Genomic DNA, 16,995 nt, shown 5'->3' with positions numbered 1-16,995 from the left:
CTAATGACAGAACGATATCATGGGATCACCAAGAGTGACCAAGAAAAGAAGTGAGCCTGGACCCCGAGTAGATCGCACGGCTGTCCGAGGAGATCCTCGACGGCGCGGTCATCCGGGTGAACCTGGCCGGCGACGAGCTCGTCGTCTCGTACGAGAACCCCTGAGTCGCCGATCAGGTGGCCGCCTCCATGGTGAGCCGGGCTAGCTCGACGCGGGAGGCCACCTCCAGCTTGCGGAAGATGTGGCGCAGGTGGAAGGCCACGGTATGGACGCTCATGAACAGCTGATCGGCCACCTGGCGGTTGGTGAGGCCCTGGGCGACGAGCTCGGAGACGCTCCGCTCGGTGTCGGTGAGGCTCGCCCAGCCCGAGACGGGCCGGTCGGCCTGGCTCCAGTGACGGCGCCGGATGCCCAACCGCCGCAGCCGGCGGCGTACCCGGGCCGCGTCGCGGGCCGCGCCGAGGTCCGTATAGGCCGTGAGCGCCATGTCCAGGCCCGCGACGGCGTCCCGCCGCAGGGCGGGACCCTCGCCGGCGATCAACGTCCCCAGATCCTCCGCCGCCGAGGCGCGGGCCCATGGGTCGGCGTGCTCGGCGGCGGCTCGCGCGAGAGCGCTCCGGTCCCGGTCGAGCAGGCCGCGTGCGTGCACGGCGGTGACGCCGACGCTCGCGAAGACGGGATGGTCACCGGCCAGCCGGTCCATGGCCGCGGCCACTCTCTCGGCGCGTGCGCGGTCGCCCAGGGTGAGCGCCGTCCGTACGAGCCACGGCGCGGCGGTGGGTTCGCTGATCAGCGCCCAGCGGTGCGTCGCGAGGTCGTCGCAGAGCCGCCCGACGGTCTCCGCCGCGGCGGCCACCCCTTCGCGTGCCACCATGATCTGCGCCCTGACGAGGAGGAGCCGGGCCTCCGCGTACGGCGATCCGCAGTGGCACAGCGAGGGCCGGTCTCCTCCGACGTATCCTTGGGCGGCGTTCAGATCGCCCGCCCGCAGCCTCGCCGTAGCCAGCACTGACAGCGTGGTCGAGGTCAGCACGTGCGGTCCGAGCTCACTGGTGATCGCCAGGCCGGCTTCGGCCTCGGCGGCGGCGTCGTCGAACCGGCCCGCGGCCAGATGCAGTCGAGCGCGAAGGACCGCGGGGGCCGCGGCCCAGGCCAGGTGGCCGGTCGTTTCGGGCTCCTCCCCCGTGCTTGCCATCACCGCCCGAGCCTCTTCCAGACGGCGGACGTCGATCAGCAGCATCGCCAGGGTCATCCGGGGGTGAAGGCCGCGCGCGTCCGCCGACTTCGCGTGGTGTACGGCTTCGCGGGCGAGCCGCAGCCCGTCGGTCAACCGTCCCGAGTCCCAGTCCGCCAGCGCCAGGGTGATCAGCGCGCCGGTGAGCAGAGCGTCACCGTGGCCGTCCGCCGCGGACATGATCCGTTCCGCCCGCTCGCGCGCGCCCGCGTCGTCGCCCGTCCCCGCCTGCGCGTTGAGCAGCGCGAGTTCGGCCTCGTCGTGGAGTTCGCCGGACAGGCCCGGCACGGCGAGGACGGTGGTCGCCTCGGTCGCGGCCTCGGCCGTCCGGCCCGTCAGGCGCAGGATCGCGGATCGCAGACAGCGCAGTCGTACGGAAGTGTCCCCGGGCAACGGCGTCATGAGCGCCGAGTCCACGAGATCGAGCGCCTCCCTCAGCCGGCCCGCCGTGCTCAGGGCGCGCACCGCCGCCAGAGTACGGGCGGGCCAGGCCGCTTCCGCCGAGTCGGTGAGCCGGAGCGCATGCGCGGCGAGGGCCGCCGCGGCTCGCGGGGACGCCGGAAGCACCTCGGTGACCGCCCGGTCGAGGCCGGTCAGGGCACGGGCGTCACCGCCCCGGACCCCCTGCATGAGGTGGGAGGCGGCGGCCGGCACGGCGCTCCCGCCCCGCTCCATCAGGAGGTCCCCGACCTGACGGTGCAGCGCCCGCCGGATCGGCGCGGGCATGCGGTCGGTGACGACCCGCCACACCAGGCCGTTCCGGAACGCGAGTTCGTCCGGTGTGGCGACGAGGAACCCGGCGGAGAACGCCTCATCGAGTCGAGGGAGGAGGGCCGCCGGTGTCGTGCCGAGCACCTCGGCCGCGTCCTCGGGGGAGAACGACCGTCCGATGATCGCGCCGACGCTCAGCAGGTGACGTGTCGCCGGGTCCACGCGGTCCAGGCGGTGCCTGATGTCGGACTGGATCCTTACCGGGATCCGGGGGGTCACCAGGCGCACGTGCCCATCGGCGATCCGGATCGCTTCTTCGTCCCTCAACCCGGAAAGGAGCTCGATGAGCAGGGCGGGGTTGCCGCCCGCCTCCGACGCCAGGGTCAGCAGATCCGGGTCGGGCACGGCCCCCAGCGTGTCGATCACGACCTCGCGCACGGTGGTGTCGTCGAACGGCGGCAGCGTGAGCCGCGTCGCGCCGTCACGCTCCAGCAGATCGAACAGACGGTCGGCCTCGACCGCGCGCCCGGTCGTGCAGCGGGCCAGCAGCCACACGACGGGACGGGAGGTGGGCTGCCGCGTCAAGGTGTGGATCGCCGTCAGCGTGGCCGGGCCGGCCCGCTGCAGATCGTCCAGGCTCACCCACACGGGGCCTTCGTCGCCGTGTCCCTCCAGTGTGGACCGGATCTCCTCGATGCTCCGTGGCCGCGCCCGGCCCGGCCGGCCGCTCGCCCCTCCGTCACAGACGGCCGCGAGGCCGACGAGCGCGGACAGCAGCGGCTCGAACGGCGCCACGTCCGCGAACTCCCGCACTCCGCCGGTCGCGATCGAGAAACCCAGCGCCGCCGCGGCGGCGGCCGCCTTCGCGAGCAGGAGACTCTTGCCCGTCCCCGCCTCGCCGTCGATCAGAAGGACCGGGGACCGCCCTGCCGGTTCCGCCCGCATGAGGTTCATGACGGAGTTCCACGCACGTTCGCGGCCGCGCATCGTCCTCCCGGGGCCCGTCTTCTCGCTCCGCGACCGCACAGTGGCCATGAGAGTCAGATTGCGGCGGTGGATGCGCGGGAACCAGGTCACGACAGGACCAAATACCTGCCCAAGAACCGTCCCCTTTTCGCCCTGAGCTCGCGAGCGGCGTCTCGACGAACCGTCCTGGCGGACGGATTCGATCAGCCGACCTGGTCCCCCGGTGACCGGCCCGAGCGGTCGCCGTCCTATCCTCATGAGGGGGGAACATGGCAGGTCACGACCGGTTCCACAGCACCGGGCCCGCGGCACGGCGCGGAGGCGGCGACCACGTCGACGAGCCTCCGGGGAAGGCCTCGCGGAGGTGACGATGGCGCCTCGATCCGACCCGACGCCAGAGGATCCGGCCTCGAGCATGCGCTCGCTCCTCGCGCTGTCCATGGTGATGGCCGAATGCGACGACCCCGACCGCATCGTTCATCTCGCCGTGACGTCGATCCCCTCTCTGGGGCGTTCCCGCTTCCACGGCGCCTACCTGAACGGAACGGGCTGGCAGCAGGTGCGAGGCGCCGCCGACGAGGCCGACGCACACGACGATCTCGAGACGCAGTTCGCCGTGCTCAGTGTCGCGGGCGGCGCGGTCGCCGTGCTGGGGGAGGCGTGGGCGTGGGCCTATCCGCTGCGCAGCCTGGGCGACCATCTGGGCTACCTGGTGGTCGGTGCCGCCGCCGAGCCCTCGTCCGGCGAGCAGTTCCTGCTGCGCGTCCTGGCCCAGCAGACCGGGATCGCGATCACCAACGCGCGGCGCCGCACGCGGCAGCGGGCGACCGCGGACCAGTTGCGGGTCGCGAACACGGCGCTGGCCCAGACCGTCGCCACGCTGCGGTACAGCACGAACATCCATGAGCGCCTCGCCGCGGTGGCCGCGGCGGGCGAGGGGCCCGAAGGCATCGCCGAGGCCCTGCACGAACTCACCGGGTACCCGATCGTGGTCGAGGACCGCCACGGGAACCTCCGCGCATGGGCGGGTTCGGGCCGGCCTGGCCCTTGTCCCCGGCAGGAGCACGCCGACCGGGAGGAGATGCTGCGGGAGTCGGCGCGGACCGCCCGGCCGGTCCGGCACCATGACAGGGTGGTCATGCCGGCCGGCCCGCCCGGAGAGGTGCTGGGCGTCCTCGCTCTCGTCGACCCCGACGGCGCCGCCGGTCCGCAGGAGTTCACCGCCCTCGAACACGCCGCCACCGTGCTCGCCCTCCGGCTCGCCCGCCTGAACGGCCTCGCGGAGGATCGCCTCGGCCGCGACCTGGCCGACGCGCTGCTCGCCGGCGCCGACGAGGAGACCGCCCTGACCCGCGCCGAGACGCTCGGGTACGACCTGCGGCGTGCGCATCGAGCGGTGGTCGTCGCGGAGGTGTCCCCCGGGGCGGACGTCGAGGAGCTCCTCGACGCCGTACGAGACGCGGCCCACGACGTCGGCGTCGGCTCGCTGCTCGCCGTCCGCGACGGGGAGGTCGTCGTCCTGACGAACGCGGACCGGCCCTGGCCGCACCTTCAGGCCGCGATCCGGCGCAGGTTCGGCGGCGGACCGTGCAGGCTCGGCGTCGGCGGGAAGTACGACAGGCCGGCGGACTTCTCCCGCTCCTACCATGAGGCCCGGCTGGCACTGCGGCTCCAGGCCAGGTACGAAGGCGAAGGGAAGATCATCGAGTTCGACCGCCTCGGTGTCTACCGGCTGCTCGCCGAGATCGAGGACCAGGACGGCGTCGAACGGTTCGTCCACGAGTGGCTGGGTGCCCTGCTGGACTACGACGAGCACCGGCGGTCCGACCTGGTCATGACCCTGAGCCGTTATCTCGAATGCGGGCGTGGCTACCAGGCGACCACGGCGGCGCTGGCGATCCATCGCAGTACGCTCAAGTACCGGATCCAACGGATCAGGGAGATCTCAGGCCACGATCTCAACGATCCGGACGTCTGTTTCAACCTCCAGCTCGCCACCCGCGCGTTGCGGACCCTTCGGGCCGTGCGCGCCGCCCGGGGCTGACCGGCCGGGCCGGGTCATGAGGCGTTCAGCGCGACGTCGTCGATGACGAAGCCGGTCTGCAGGGAGGCGTCCTCGGTGCCGGTGAAGGACAGGGTCACGGTCTGGCCCGCGAAGGACGACATGTCAAGGGCGACGGAGCGGTACCCCGGAGCGGCGTTGAGATTCGTGTAGGTGGCGAGGGTCCGGGTGCCGATCTTGATGGTCAGGGTGTCGTAGGCGCCGCCGTCGGTCTCGGCGGTGTCGATGTGCAGCCAGAGGCTGAGTACGGCCCTGCATCCCGCCGGGATGGTGACCGTCTGCGCCGCGCTGTCGGTGTGGGCCGTGCCATAACCGCCCAGCCAGGCGAAATGGGTTCCCGAATGGGCCGTTTCACCGCTGCCGTTGGCCAGGATCACGTTCGGCGTGGTGGTCCAGGGCGACGCGCCGTTCTCGAACCCGCCGTTGACGATCTTGTTGCCGGGCGAGGCGCAGCCGGCCGGGACGATCTGCCAGGCGAAGGAGGTCGAGCCGGCGGCGCCCGTGGTGTCCCTCGCCGTGACGGTCACGGTCGAGGTGCCGACCGTGGTCGGACGTCCGGAGATCTGCCCCGTCGCCGCGTTGATGGAGAGTCCGGCCGGAAGCCCGGAGGCGGTGTAGGTCAGGGTCTGGCCGGAGGCGGAGTCGCTCGCGCGGATCGCCAGGCTGACGGCGGTGCCGACGACGGACGTCTGGTTGCCGGGGCCGGTGACGGAGACGACGTTGCCGGTGCCCGCCCGGAAGGCGGTGAGGCCGTTCGGCGTGCCCAGACCGGTCGGCCCGTCGTAGCCGGGAACGGCGGTGCACAGATAGGCCGGGGTGCAGGCACCGTTGCTGCCGGAGGTGATGTCGAACAACCCGGCCCTGTGCTGGTACGGCGATGAGGCCGGGTAGCCCTGCGCCGGCGGCGGCCCGGCCAGCGCGTACACGCCCGCGACGATCGGGGCCGAGGCGCTGGTGCCTCCGACGACCTGCCAGCCGCCGGCCTGGTAGGTGCAGTAGACCGCCACCCCGGTGGCGGGGTCGGCGACCGCGGACACGTCCGCGGTCGTGCGTCTGGGGCAGCCGGTGTCGGTCTGCCACGCTGGTTTGGCGTCGTAGGCGGAGCATCCGGACCCCGAGCCGCTCCACGCCGACTCGCTCCAGCCCCGCGCGGCGGCCGACCTGGACAGCCTGGTGCCGCCGACGGCGGTGACATTGCGCGACGCCGCCGGATACAGCGTCTCGTATCCCGAATCGCCGGACGAGGCGGTGATCGCCACCCCTGGATGGTCGAAGTACGCGGCGTCGGATTGTGTCTGGTCGGAGGACTCCGACCCGCCATAGCTGTTGGAGACGTACTTGGCACCCAGACGGACGGCCGTGTTGACCGCCGTGCCGAGGTCGGACGTGTACGGCCGGCCGGCCTCGACGAGCAGCAGCCGGCAACTCGGGCAGATCGCGGACGCCATGTCCAGGTCCAGCGATTCCTCCATCGCCCAGCCGGCATCGGCGGCGGGCAGGGATCCGCCCCCGTTCTGATCGACCTTCCGGAAACAGCCGTTCGCGGTCGTGCACGGCGGGAGGCCGTACTGCGACCGGTAGACCGCGAGGTCGGCCTCGGCGTTCGGATCGTCGTACGCGTCGACGATGGCGATCGTCTGTCCGGACCCGCCGGAGGACGGCAGCGCGTACGCGCTCCGGAGGTCGGCCGGTGCGAGGCCGGAAGGCGCGGCCAGGTGCTGAATCCCGCGCAGCGGCTGGACGTCGGTGCGGATCAACGCGAGGCACGCCATCTCATGCCGGTATCTCGGCCGGGCACACGCCCGCCTGGTCAGTGCCCTTGCGGCGGGGAACTCCGTACGCGCGGCGGCGGGTGCGCTCCCCCACCGCGCGGGAGGGGTCACGGCGCGCGCCGTGGCCGGACAGGCCAGGAGTCCGCCGGCCAGGACGAGCCCGACCAGCACCGGAAACCAGACTCGCCCCGCCCGAGGCGGCTTACCGTGGGACATCGCGCTTCTCCTCAGCCGGGTATCGACGAAGCCGCTGCGTTCGATGACCGCCGATCGGTCACGATCACCACCGTCGGCACACGCGGCCGCGCACACGGAAACCGGCATGCGGGTGATCCCAAACCTTGCCGAATTGATTACCTCGGCGACAGCGGTGCCTGGACTACGCGTACGACCGGGCCAAGCAGGTCACCCGGACGGAGACCGACCCGCCGTTCGCCCGGCGGCATCGACCCGAGCTTCGCCATCGGCCCCCGTCCGCGAGGATTCGCCGTCTGCTCATCTCGCCGTCGTCGGGCGGGTGCGCGGCGTGGAGATGTTCCCCATGTGGACGACTTCGCGAAGGATGATGCTCGCGGCGGACGGCGCGCCGGTCCCGGATCCCCCTGATGGGGTTCGGTGTTCCGCTCGCGTTGCTCGGCGCGATGCTGTTCGCGGTGTCGGCCGCCCTGCAGCAGCACGCGGCCCGCTCCGCCGCGCGGCGTCCGGCCCCGGGCCGCGCCGGCGCAGGACGCCGGGCGGCCACGACTCCTGGCGGTGCTCCGCTCGGTGGAACCCGCCGGCGGGTGTTCTCGGAAAAGACTCCTCCGCCGCTGCGCGTGTCGACGCTGCTGGTCCGGCTCGCGCGTGATCCGCTGTGGCTGCTGGGCTGGACGGCGGGCATCGCCGGCTTCGGTGCCCAGGCGCTGGCCCTGCATCTCGGGTCTCTCGTCGTCGTTCAGTCGCTGCTCGTCACCCAGCTGCTGTTCGCGCTCCCGCTCAACGCGGTGGTGAACGGTCGCCGGCCGCTGCCACGGGACTGGGCGGGTGCCGCCATGGTCTGCGCCGGGCTGGTCCTGCTGGTGACCGTCCACGGTGAGGTACCGCGAAGCGCGGGGCGGCGAGCCGACCTGGGACCGGTGGTCGCGGCGGCGGCGGCGCTCATCGGGCTGCTCGTCCTCACCGCCCGGTTGCTCCGGTCGCGCGCGCAGTCCCGTACGGCCGTGCTCGCCGTCGCGGCCGGTGTCTGCTTCTGCATGACGGCCGTGTTCCTCGTGTTCGCCGGCGACGACCTGACCCGGCGCGGTCTCCTCGCCGTCGCCCTCGACTGGCCGCCGGCCGCGCTGGCCGCCTCGACGGCGCTGGGCACGGTGCTGGTGCAGGCCGCCTTCGCCGGCGGCTCACTGCCCACCGCCATGACGTCGATGACCATCACCGACCCGATCGCCGGCTGGGTCGTGGGCATGGCGGTGTTCGACGTCCCACGGACGGCGCGAGCGGGCGCCCTCTGGGGGAGCGCGCTCGCGATCGCGCTCATCGCGGCCGGAGCCGCGGCACTGGCCACCTCACCCACCCTGCACGATGAGCGGCGCTCGTCATCGAGACGGTGAGATCTCCGCATCGGAGCGGCAGCCGATCACCTCGTAGCAGTGCAGCAGCCCGGCGACGGTCCCCGCCCAGGGATAACGCTCGGCGGCGGCCCGTGCGGCGGCGCGCCGCGGAGCCTCCGGCATCGACAGGAGCCCGCGGACCGCCTCCGCCATCCCGCTCGGCGTACCGTCGCTGACCACCCCGGAGCCGGGGCCGCGCAGGAGTTCCCGGGCCGCTCCCTCCGGTGGCACCACGACCGGTGTGCCGCACGCCAGTGCCTCCAGCGTCGCCAGTCCGAAGGTCTCCGCCGGGGAGGGGAACAGCGCGACGTCGGCGGCGGCGACCCGCTCGGCCACGGCCCGCCGGTCGGACAGGTGCCCGAGGAAGGTGACGGGCAGGCCGCGCGCGCGTCGCCGAAGCCGCTCCCGCTGCGGGCCGTCACCGATCACGACCAGGGTGGCGTCGACGCCCCGCTCGCGCAGCACGGCCAGGGCCTCGATCGCGGCCTCCGGGCGCTTCTCCCGTGACAGGCGGGTGACCGTGACGAGGACCACCGGCCGGTCACCCTCCGGATCTCCGGCGGTGGCCGACGACGTCGGGTCATCGGACGCCGGGCGGAACGCGCCGAGGTCGACGCCGAGCGGTATCCGGTGGACGTTGGGCGCGTGGATCCGCTCGAACTCGGCGGCCGAGAAGGCGGAGGTGACGATGACCCGGTCGGCGATGCCGCTGAGGCGGCGGTTGACGGCGTTCGCCGCCACGCGCAACGGGAACCAGCGGGGCACCCTCGATCGCAGGATCGCGTCCAGGCGCTCATGCGAGAACAGCACGAGCGGCACCCCGCGCCGGCGGCTCCACCGGGCCAGCCAGACAAGACTGATCTTGTCGCTGACCTCGAGCACGTCGGGTGGCGTGGCGTCCAGCAGCCGGAGCACCCGCCGCCGGCCGGTGAGGATCCGGTAGTCACCGAGACCGGGCAGGCTCAGGCCCCGCACCGTGATGCGCTGCCCGGACGGTGTCCGCTCCACCGCCTCGGCGCGCCCGGGCACGATGAGGACCCGCTCATGACCGGCCTGCCGGTAGCCACGGCCGACCTCGTCGAGCGCGATGCGCTGGCCACCGGACGTCGGGGTGTAGAAATTTGCGACCTGCACGATCCTCAACGGACCACATCCGAGTAGGTCATCGCCCGTCCTCCCGCCGCGAGCACCGTTTCGATCGCGCGCAACGTGGTGTCGCGCAGACCCGGCCGGTCGAGGTCGTCGGGGTGCAGGGCGATGCGGACCAGTCCGCCGCGGTTCGCCCTCCACCGTGCCCACTCCTTGACGAGGGCGGCACCGAGTCGTTCGCCCGTGGCGCCGGGCCGGTGGGAGAGCGCGAAGCCCCGCCACAGCCGCCCGGTCCGCAGGTCGTGCACGCCGAAGTGCGACGTGGTGTACCGGAACCCCGCCTGGCGCAGCGCCCGGTTCGTGGCGGCGGAGGCCAGCCAGCCCGGTGGTGTGAAGCCCCGCGCGGCCAGGCCCAGTTCCCGCAGGACGGCACGGCCTGACATCAGCCGGTCGGCCGCCTCCACCTCGTCGAGCGCGCCGAACTCGGCCGCGCCACGAGCCACCATCCGGCCCACCGAACGGCGCAGCAAGGACCCCTCCGGGCCGGCCTGGTGACTCCATCCGTGCATCACCAGTTCGTCGCCGCGCACGGCCCGGCCCCGGAGCACCTCGGCGTACCCCGGCTCGTCGGCGAGCGAGGCACCGCGCCACGGACCGGGGATCACGAGCAGCGACGCGGGGATGCCCAGCGCGTCCGTGTCCGCGCACCAGCGCCGGGTGTGCTCGGCGGTCGCGGGAGCGACATCGTGGACGCTCACCACCAGTTGTGTCACGGCGCGCCGCACCGCCGACCCTCGGCCATCCTGTCCCCCTGTGTGTTCGGGATCTTCGGTTGGCGGGACGATAATCGGAGTGACGGACGAGGAGGGTACGGTCCGGCAACGGGAAGGGGAACGTTCGGGGCACCCGGCCATTCCGTGACCCAGCATCACGCCGCGCGCCGGTGCCCGAACGCCATCAGGCCGCCTGTCTCGCGGACCGGCCGAACCGGACGGCGTCGTAATGACCGACCAGTTCCTCGCAGACGGTGGTCCAGTCCCGCCCGCGCACGGACGGCCGGGCCCGGGCCGCCAGCCCGCGCCGCATCGCGGGGTCGGCCACCAAGCCGGCCACCGCCGCCCGGAGCGCGCCGACATCGTCCGGGGGATACAGCAGGCCGTTGTGGCCGGGCCGGACGAGGTCGAGCGGTCCGCCGGCGGCCGGCGCCACCACGGGCACACCCGCAGCCAAAGCCTCCTGAACGGCCTGGCAGAAGGTCTCATCCGCGCCGGTGTGCACGAAGACGTCGAGCGAGGCGACCAGCTCTGACAGCTCGTGGCCGGTGCGGAACCCGGTGAAGACGGCCTCCGGCAGCATGCGCTGCAGCCGCCGCCCGGCCGGGCCGTCGCCGACCACGACGAGCCGTACACCGGGCGTGTCGGCCAGGTGCCGCAGCAGGGAAGGGCGTTTCTCGACGGCCAGCCGGCCGACGTAGCCGACCACCACCTGCCCGTCGGGGGCGAGCCGCGCGCGCAGCGCGGCCGACCGATGCCGTGGGTGGAAGCGCTCATCGTCGACTCCCCGCGCCCACAGCGCCAGCCGGGGAACGCCGCGCCGGTGGAGCTCGTCCAGCGTGGGCCGGGACGGCGCCAGGGTGCGGTCGGCCTGTTCATGGATACGGCGGAGCCACGACCAGACGAGGTGGTCGGCGCCCCGCAGGCCGTACCGGCGGGCGAAGCCCACCACGTCGGTCTGGAAGACCGCGACCGTCGGAACGTCCAGCCGCCGCGCGGCCGCGATGCCGGAGGCGCCGAGCGTCAGGGGAGCGGCCAGATGGATCACGTCCGGGCCGAAGTCGCTCAGCACGGCGGTCACCTGGCGGCTCGGTATCCCGACGACGAACGAACGGTAGAACGGCAGCGCGACCCCTCGCGTCAGCCGTACCGGCTGGCCCGCATGGCCGTCAGGGCCCGGTCCCGGTGCGACCACCAGCACCTCATGGCCACGCCCGGCGAGATGCTCCACCACACGGCATACAGAGTTCGTCACCCCGTTCACGCGGGGCAGGAACGACTCGGTCACGATGGCGACCTTCACGACCGTGAGCCTGACCATGCCGGACGACCACCGGACCGCCTCGCGGTTCCGCCGGGGCGAACATCCAGAGAACGAGATCGACAACGCCCGGCGAGCCGCGCTTCGACGGTCGTGGGACGGCCCGCAGCGCGCGGCCCAGGGCAGTGCTGCCGCGAGGCGGCCGGTGCCGCGCACGGCTTAGGGCAGCGCTGCCGCAATGCGGCCGTGCCGCGCACGAACCCCTGCCCCGTGCCACAGGACGCCTATCCGGCGTCGTCCCGGCCGCCACCGGCCGACCAGGTGAGAGGGCGTTCGGCGTCGGGGACGTAGCAGCAGGTGGCACCGGTCGTGATCGAGGATCGCAGGAGGCCGCCGATGGTGGCGTCGGCGGCGGAGATGTCGTCGATCGCCCGTTTGATCGCTTTCCGTACGGCGGTGCGGGCGCGTTCTCGCGGGTCGGGGAACGACCGGGTGCGACCGCCCCTGTCGGCCGTCCGGCTCAGCTCGCGCAGCAGAGCGTCGCGCTCGGCCCGCAACCGCTCGTCCGGGTCCGGGTCGGCCGAGGCGGCCTGCGCGAGCCGGCGGGTCAGCTCTTCGGTCCGCCTCCGGTAGGCGCTTCGCGCCCTTTCGTCGACCATCGGCTGACGTGTCGGTTCGACGAGGGCGGTGTCACCGGTGTCGGGCGCGGCCAGCTCGAGGGCGGAGATCGGCCGGTGCGGGCTGGTCAGCAGTCGCGCGAGGTACCCGACGCCGAGACGGTGCGGGACGACCGCCTGGTGGTCCCCCAGCGACAGGACCCACACGCGCCCCTGGCGGCGGATCGTGGCATGGCCTTCGTCGAGCCGGCGGATGCGCCGGGCGAAGCCGTCGGCGCGCGACTTCAGCCCGATCGCCTCGGCCTCGTGCCGTGCCTGCTCGATGAGGTCGGTCGCTCGCTCGCGGTCGCCCGGCCTGCGGCGCCGGAGCAGCGCCTCGGCGAGGTCTCCCAGGGTGACCGCGGTCAGCGGCCGGTTCCTCAGGAGACGATCGGCGGTCACGGCGCGCTCGAGGTGTTCGACGGCACGGTCGGGGCGGCCGAAGGCGAGGGCGGCCATTCCGAGGGGGCGTTCGACCGAGCCGAGGCAGGTCACCGCCAGCGACGGCGTGATCGTGAGCTCGGCGTACGGGGCGAGCAGGTCATAGCACTCCCGGGCGACGGCGGCGTCACCGAGGAGGAACGCCGTCTCCATGATCGACATCATCCCGCCCAGCCAGGTGCTCGACTCGGGCAGGGCGGCGGGTCCGGAGGCGGTGAGCTCGTCGAGGACGCGCCGGGCCTTGTCGTGCTCGCCCACCCGGGCCGCCAGGACCGCGGTGGTCGCCTGGAGCCCGAACTCGGCCGGGATGAGCGTCGGTGAGGCGACGATCTCCTCGAGCAGGGGGAGCATCTCCGCGTCACGCTCCTGGAGCCAGCGAATGGTGACCAGCTGCGCGCCCAGGTAGGCGAACGCGTCGGCGTCGCCGACCTCACTGCCGAGCTCGAAGCACTCGGTGGCCCTCGCCTCCGCGTCGTCCAGCCGACCGGCGCGGATGAGGAGCGTCGTCTCCATCACCTCGGCGATGTACAGGACACTGCGGCAGTTCAGGGCGTCCGCCCGGTCGCGCAGCTCGGCGAGGGCCCGCGGCGCCCGGGGGTCGCCGAGGTGGAACAGGTCGACCGCCCGCCAGCACAGGCCCATCAGCACGAGCATCCCCTCGCCCGCCGGTGACGCGACCGCGATCAGTTCCTCGGCCATCGTCAGCCGGGTCCGCGTGTACCTGGGGGCGAGCAGCGCGTGGTGGGTGAGGGAGAGCGCCTCGGCCAGCACGTCGCTGTGACCGAGCCGCCGCGTCTCCGCGAGGGCGTCGAGGACGGCTTCGACCGGCCCGCCCTGGTACACGTCCTCGGCCGCCAGCCGAACGGCGAGGCGGCAGCGCAGCCGGTGCTCGTCGGGGGGCAGCGCCGCCAGCGCCCGGCGCTGCAGGCCGAGAACGCGTTCGCGGTCGGACCGGGAGCGGTGTTCGTTCACCCACACGCCACCGAGGCCGAGCGCCGCGCGGGCGAGCTCGATCGGGTCCCTCTCGGTGGTCGCGGCGTCGACCGCCCGGCCGAACAGCACGCGGGCGTCGGCCAGCCGGCCAGACATGAGCACCGTCTGTGCCCATTCGACCAGCAACGCCGCGACCGGGTCGGCCAGGCCCGCCTCTTCGTGCACGTTCACGGCCGCCTCCAGAGTCGAGGCAGCCTGCTCGTAGTCGAAGCCGCCGGCCATGGCCCTGGCGGCGGCTCGGCAGGCGGCGATCGCGCGACGTCCGTCCTCCGGCGAGCGGGGCGCCGCCCGCAGGGCGTGGTAGGCGTAACGCGTGAGCCGGCGGGAGGCCGGGACCACGGGCGGCCGGCCGGGGGGCGGTGAGGCGGTGAGCGGCGGGGCGAGGACGTCGGCCGCCCTGGCGTGCGCCGCGCACCGCTCGTCGACCGTCAAAAGCTCCTGCAGCGACTCGCGGACGAGCTCGTGGGTGAATGTGAAGCCGCCCTGTCCGGACGGTCCGACCAGTCCTGCCCGCTCGGCGTCGGCCAGCGCCTCGCCTAATTCGGCCGTCGTGCAATCGGCGACGGCGGCCGCGTGGGCGACGAGAACCGAAGAGCCGAGCACGGACGAACGGCTGAGGACCAGCCGCGCCCTTCCGCCCAGCCGGTCCACGGCCTGCACGATCGCGGCCCGTACGTCCTCCGGAGGCAGCCCCCCGCCTCCGGGATCGGCCGGTCCCAGGGCGATCATCCGGTGCAAGAACAGCGGGTTCCCGCCAGTGAGCCGCCACAGCGTGCGCCGCAGATCCGGATCGACGTCGCGATAGCCGTACGACCGGAGGAAGAGGGCGGTCTCGTCGACGTCGAGGGGGCGCAGCGTCAGCGATCCGGCCTGCCCCTCGAGTTCGTCCAGCAGCCCGGCGGCCGGCGGGCGGCCGGCCTCGCCGTGCCGGCGGGTGAAGACCAGTGCCAGGGGCCGCCGGGCGAGGTCACGGGCGAGGAATCGGGCGAGCAGAACCGCTCCCGGGGCCGCCACATGGATGTCGTCGATGACGACCAGCACCGGTGAGTCGTCACAGGCACGCGCGAATTCCTCGCCGACCGCCGCGAACCGCGCGAACCGCTCGGGGTCGACGACCGGCCCGCCGCGGTCACCTCCGAGCAGGTCCGTCGCCGTTTCCCGGCCCAGGCCGGTCAGGACGGCCTGCCATGGCCACAGCGGCGGAGCGCCGCCCTCGGGCCAGCAGGTTCCCCAGCCGACCGCGAAGCCCGCGCCCTCCGCATGGGAGGCGATCTCCCGGCACAGGCGGGTCTTGCCGACCCCCGGGTCGCCGGCCACGATCATCAGTCGGCCTTCGCCGCCGCGGGCCGCGGTCAGGGCGTCATCGAGCAGACGGAGTTCTCTCCTCCGGCCGACAAGGTGATGATCATCCCCCGCCATGCCGTCATCGTGTCATCCAGGGTCCGGGGCCGCGCCGGGCAGCCGCCGGAAGAAGTGGCCGGATACGGCCAGCTCGCCGACGTCGTGCCGGTGTGCCATGGCGCGGCACACCCTTCCCCGTCCACGTCACGCCGTAGGGGTCAGGGGACAAACACCGGGGAACAAGGGGGTTCCATGACAACGGGGTCGAACGCGCCGGTCCGGGCCGCGCGCCCGCGAGGAGCATGTGCCGGTACGGCGGCGGAATCGGACGGCGTGATCGGGACCAGGGGGGATCTCGAATCGGGCGAGGTGGTCGGCGAGCTCGAGGCGGCCCGGTCCGCCTTCGAGCGCCGCGCCTGGCTCGACGCGTGGAGCGGGTTCGACAAGGCCCGCGAGAGCGAGCCGCTGTCGGCCGACGACCAGCATACGCTCGCCGAGGCGGCATGGCGGGTGGGTGAGATCGACGAGTCACTGGCCGCTTTCACCGACGCGTACCGGCTGTACCAGCGGGAGGGACGACCGCGCCCGGCCGCGATGACGGCGATGCTCCTGGCCGTGCACCACCTGGAGTGGGGGGACGGCACGATCGGCTCGGGCTGGATGAGGCGGGCGCACCGCCTGCTGCGCGACGAGGCGGACTGCGCCGAGCAGGGTTACCCGATCTACTTCGACATCGCGTCCGCGCTGGCGTGCGGGCGGCACGACGAGGCCGCCGACCATGCCCGGAGGATGCAGAACATCGGCCGCCGGTACGGCGACGCGCGCCTGCTCGCCGCCGGCCTGCTCGGCGAGGGACGGGCGCTGGTCGGCCTGGGCCGTGGGGGCGACGGGCTCCCGCTGCTCGACGAGGCGATGCTCACGGCGTTCTCCGACGGGCTGCACCCGATATGGTCCGGTGCTCTCTTCTGCAACCTGATGGACGTCTGCCACGAACTGGGCGACCTGACGCGCGCCGCCGAGTGGGCGCGGACCGCGACCCGGTGGTCCGACGTGGTCCCCGCGACCGTGCCCTATCGCGGCGCCTGGCGGGTCCACCGGGCGCGGGTCCTGCGGATGCGAGGAGCATGGGGACCGGCCGGACGCGTGGCCGAGCGGGCCGCGGAGGACCGGGCGTACGTTCGCGTCGGCGTGCTCGCCGAGGCGCTGTACGAGGCCGGCGAGGTCCGCCGGCTCCGTGGCGACCTGACCGCCGCCGAGGACTTCTTCCGGCGGGCCCATCAGCTCGGCCGCGATCCGCAGCCGGGGCTGGCGCTGCTCCGGCTCGACCAGGGCCGGACGGACGCCGCCGCGGCGTCCGTCCGGGCGGCGCTCGTCGCCGAGGCCGGGAACACCCTCGCACGGGCGCGGCTGCACCCCGCCCAGGTGGAGATCGCGCTCGCCACGGGCGACCTGGCCACGGCCCGGGCCTCGGCCGCGGAGCTCGACGCCACGGCCGCGACCTACGGCAGCTCCGGTCTGCGGGCCGAGGCGGCACAGGCGCTCGGCGCGGTCCTGCTCGCCGACGGGAAGGCCGACGACGCGCTGGCCGTCCTGCGGACCGCGCGCCGGATCTGGCAGGAGCTCGACGCGCCGTACGCCGTCGCGCGGACACGTCTGCTGCTCGCCGAGGCGTACCGGGCTCTGGGCGACGAGGACGCCGCGCACCTGGAGTGGGAGGCCGCCTGCGACCGGCTGCGGGACCTGGGCGCGCCACCCCGCGACCCGCGCCGGGCCGCCGCGCCGCCCCGTGACGGACGTCCGGCCGACGGGCGGACGTCGCTTCCCGACGGGCTGACCGAGCGTGAGGCCGAAGTGCTGCGCCATGTCGCCGGCGGAGACAGCAACCGGAAGGTCGCGAACGCTCTGCGCCTGAGCGAGAAGACGGTGGCGCGGCACCTGTCGAACATCTTCACCAAGCTCGGCCTGTCCTCGCGTACCGCCGCGGCGGCCTACGCCTTCGAGCACGGGCTCGCCGCCCCACCGCGTGGGTAGAACGACCCATCCTCCGGAATCGGAACTACATGATTCGGCCGATGTACCGCGATCGGCGCTCCTTCTAGTCTCCAGATGA

The 16,995-nt window shown here is 73.5% G+C and carries 9 protein-coding genes; 3 read left to right on the top strand and 6 right to left on the bottom strand.

Annotation, left to right across the window (positions count from 1 at the left end; all coding sequences use genetic code 11):
- Window positions 1-172: 172 nt before the first annotated feature.
- A complete protein-coding gene (locus NE236_RS38035; protein ID WP_252847134.1) occupies window positions 173-2,980 on the bottom strand; it encodes a helix-turn-helix transcriptional regulator in 2,808 nt (935 codons plus the stop codon).
- A 346-nt stretch (window positions 2,981-3,326) separates the two neighbouring features.
- Here NE236_RS38035 and NE236_RS38030 point away from each other — a divergent pair, with 346 nt between their 5' ends.
- Complete coding sequence (locus NE236_RS38030) at window positions 3,327-4,955, top strand: PucR family transcriptional regulator (RefSeq protein ID WP_252847133.1); 1,629 nt, start codon at window positions 3,327-3,329, stop codon at window positions 4,953-4,955.
- 14 nt (window positions 4,956-4,969) lie between these two features.
- Here the strand turns inward: NE236_RS38030 and NE236_RS38025 are convergent, their stop codons facing one another.
- Window positions 4,970-6,961 (bottom strand): putative Ig domain-containing protein, encoded by a 1,992-nt coding sequence (locus NE236_RS38025; RefSeq protein ID WP_252847132.1) that lies wholly within the window; start codon window positions 6,959-6,961, stop codon window positions 4,970-4,972.
- Window positions 6,962-7,350: 389 nt separating this feature from the next.
- Here NE236_RS38025 and NE236_RS38020 point away from each other — a divergent pair, with 389 nt between their 5' ends.
- Window positions 7,351-8,331 carry a DMT family transporter gene (locus NE236_RS38020; protein WP_252847131.1) on the top strand — a complete coding sequence of 327 codons (981 nt, stop codon included), beginning with the start codon at window positions 7,351-7,353 and terminating at the stop codon, window positions 8,329-8,331.
- Here NE236_RS38020 and NE236_RS38015 read toward each other — a convergent pair.
- From NE236_RS38015 to NE236_RS38000, 4 genes are all read right to left on the bottom strand, one after another.
- A complete protein-coding gene (locus NE236_RS38015; RefSeq protein ID WP_252847130.1) occupies window positions 8,317-9,465 on the bottom strand; it encodes a glycosyltransferase in 1,149 nt (382 codons plus the stop codon). The genes NE236_RS38020 and NE236_RS38015 overlap by 15 nt on opposite strands.
- A gap of 5 nt (window positions 9,466-9,470) precedes the next feature.
- Window positions 9,471-10,193, bottom strand: coding sequence for a DUF2334 domain-containing protein (locus NE236_RS38010; protein WP_252847129.1), 723 nt, complete (start codon window positions 10,191-10,193; stop codon window positions 9,471-9,473).
- Window positions 10,194-10,377: 184 nt separating this feature from the next.
- Window positions 10,378-11,514, bottom strand: a complete 1,137-nt coding sequence (locus NE236_RS38005; protein ID WP_252847128.1) for a glycosyltransferase family 4 protein — start codon at window positions 11,512-11,514, stop codon at window positions 10,378-10,380.
- A 224-nt stretch (window positions 11,515-11,738) separates the two neighbouring features.
- Window positions 11,739-14,963, bottom strand: a complete 3,225-nt coding sequence (locus NE236_RS38000; RefSeq protein WP_252847127.1) for an ATP-binding protein — start codon at window positions 14,961-14,963, stop codon at window positions 11,739-11,741.
- Window positions 14,964-15,218: 255 nt separating this feature from the next.
- On the opposite strand from NE236_RS38000, the gene NE236_RS44825 reads away from it, so the two are divergent.
- Entirely contained in the window at window positions 15,219-16,916 is a 1,698-nt protein-coding gene (locus tag NE236_RS44825) for a helix-turn-helix transcriptional regulator (protein ID WP_252847126.1), read from the top strand.
- Window positions 16,917-16,995: the final 79 nt, after the last annotated feature.

The sequence above is a fragment of the Actinoallomurus purpureus genome (assembly GCF_024055795.1).
Classification (GTDB): domain Bacteria; phylum Actinomycetota; class Actinomycetes; order Streptosporangiales; family Streptosporangiaceae; genus Actinoallomurus; species Actinoallomurus purpureus.
The sequence above is the reverse complement of the archived record's forward strand: the minus strand, read 5'-3'. Positions and strand labels throughout refer to the sequence as shown.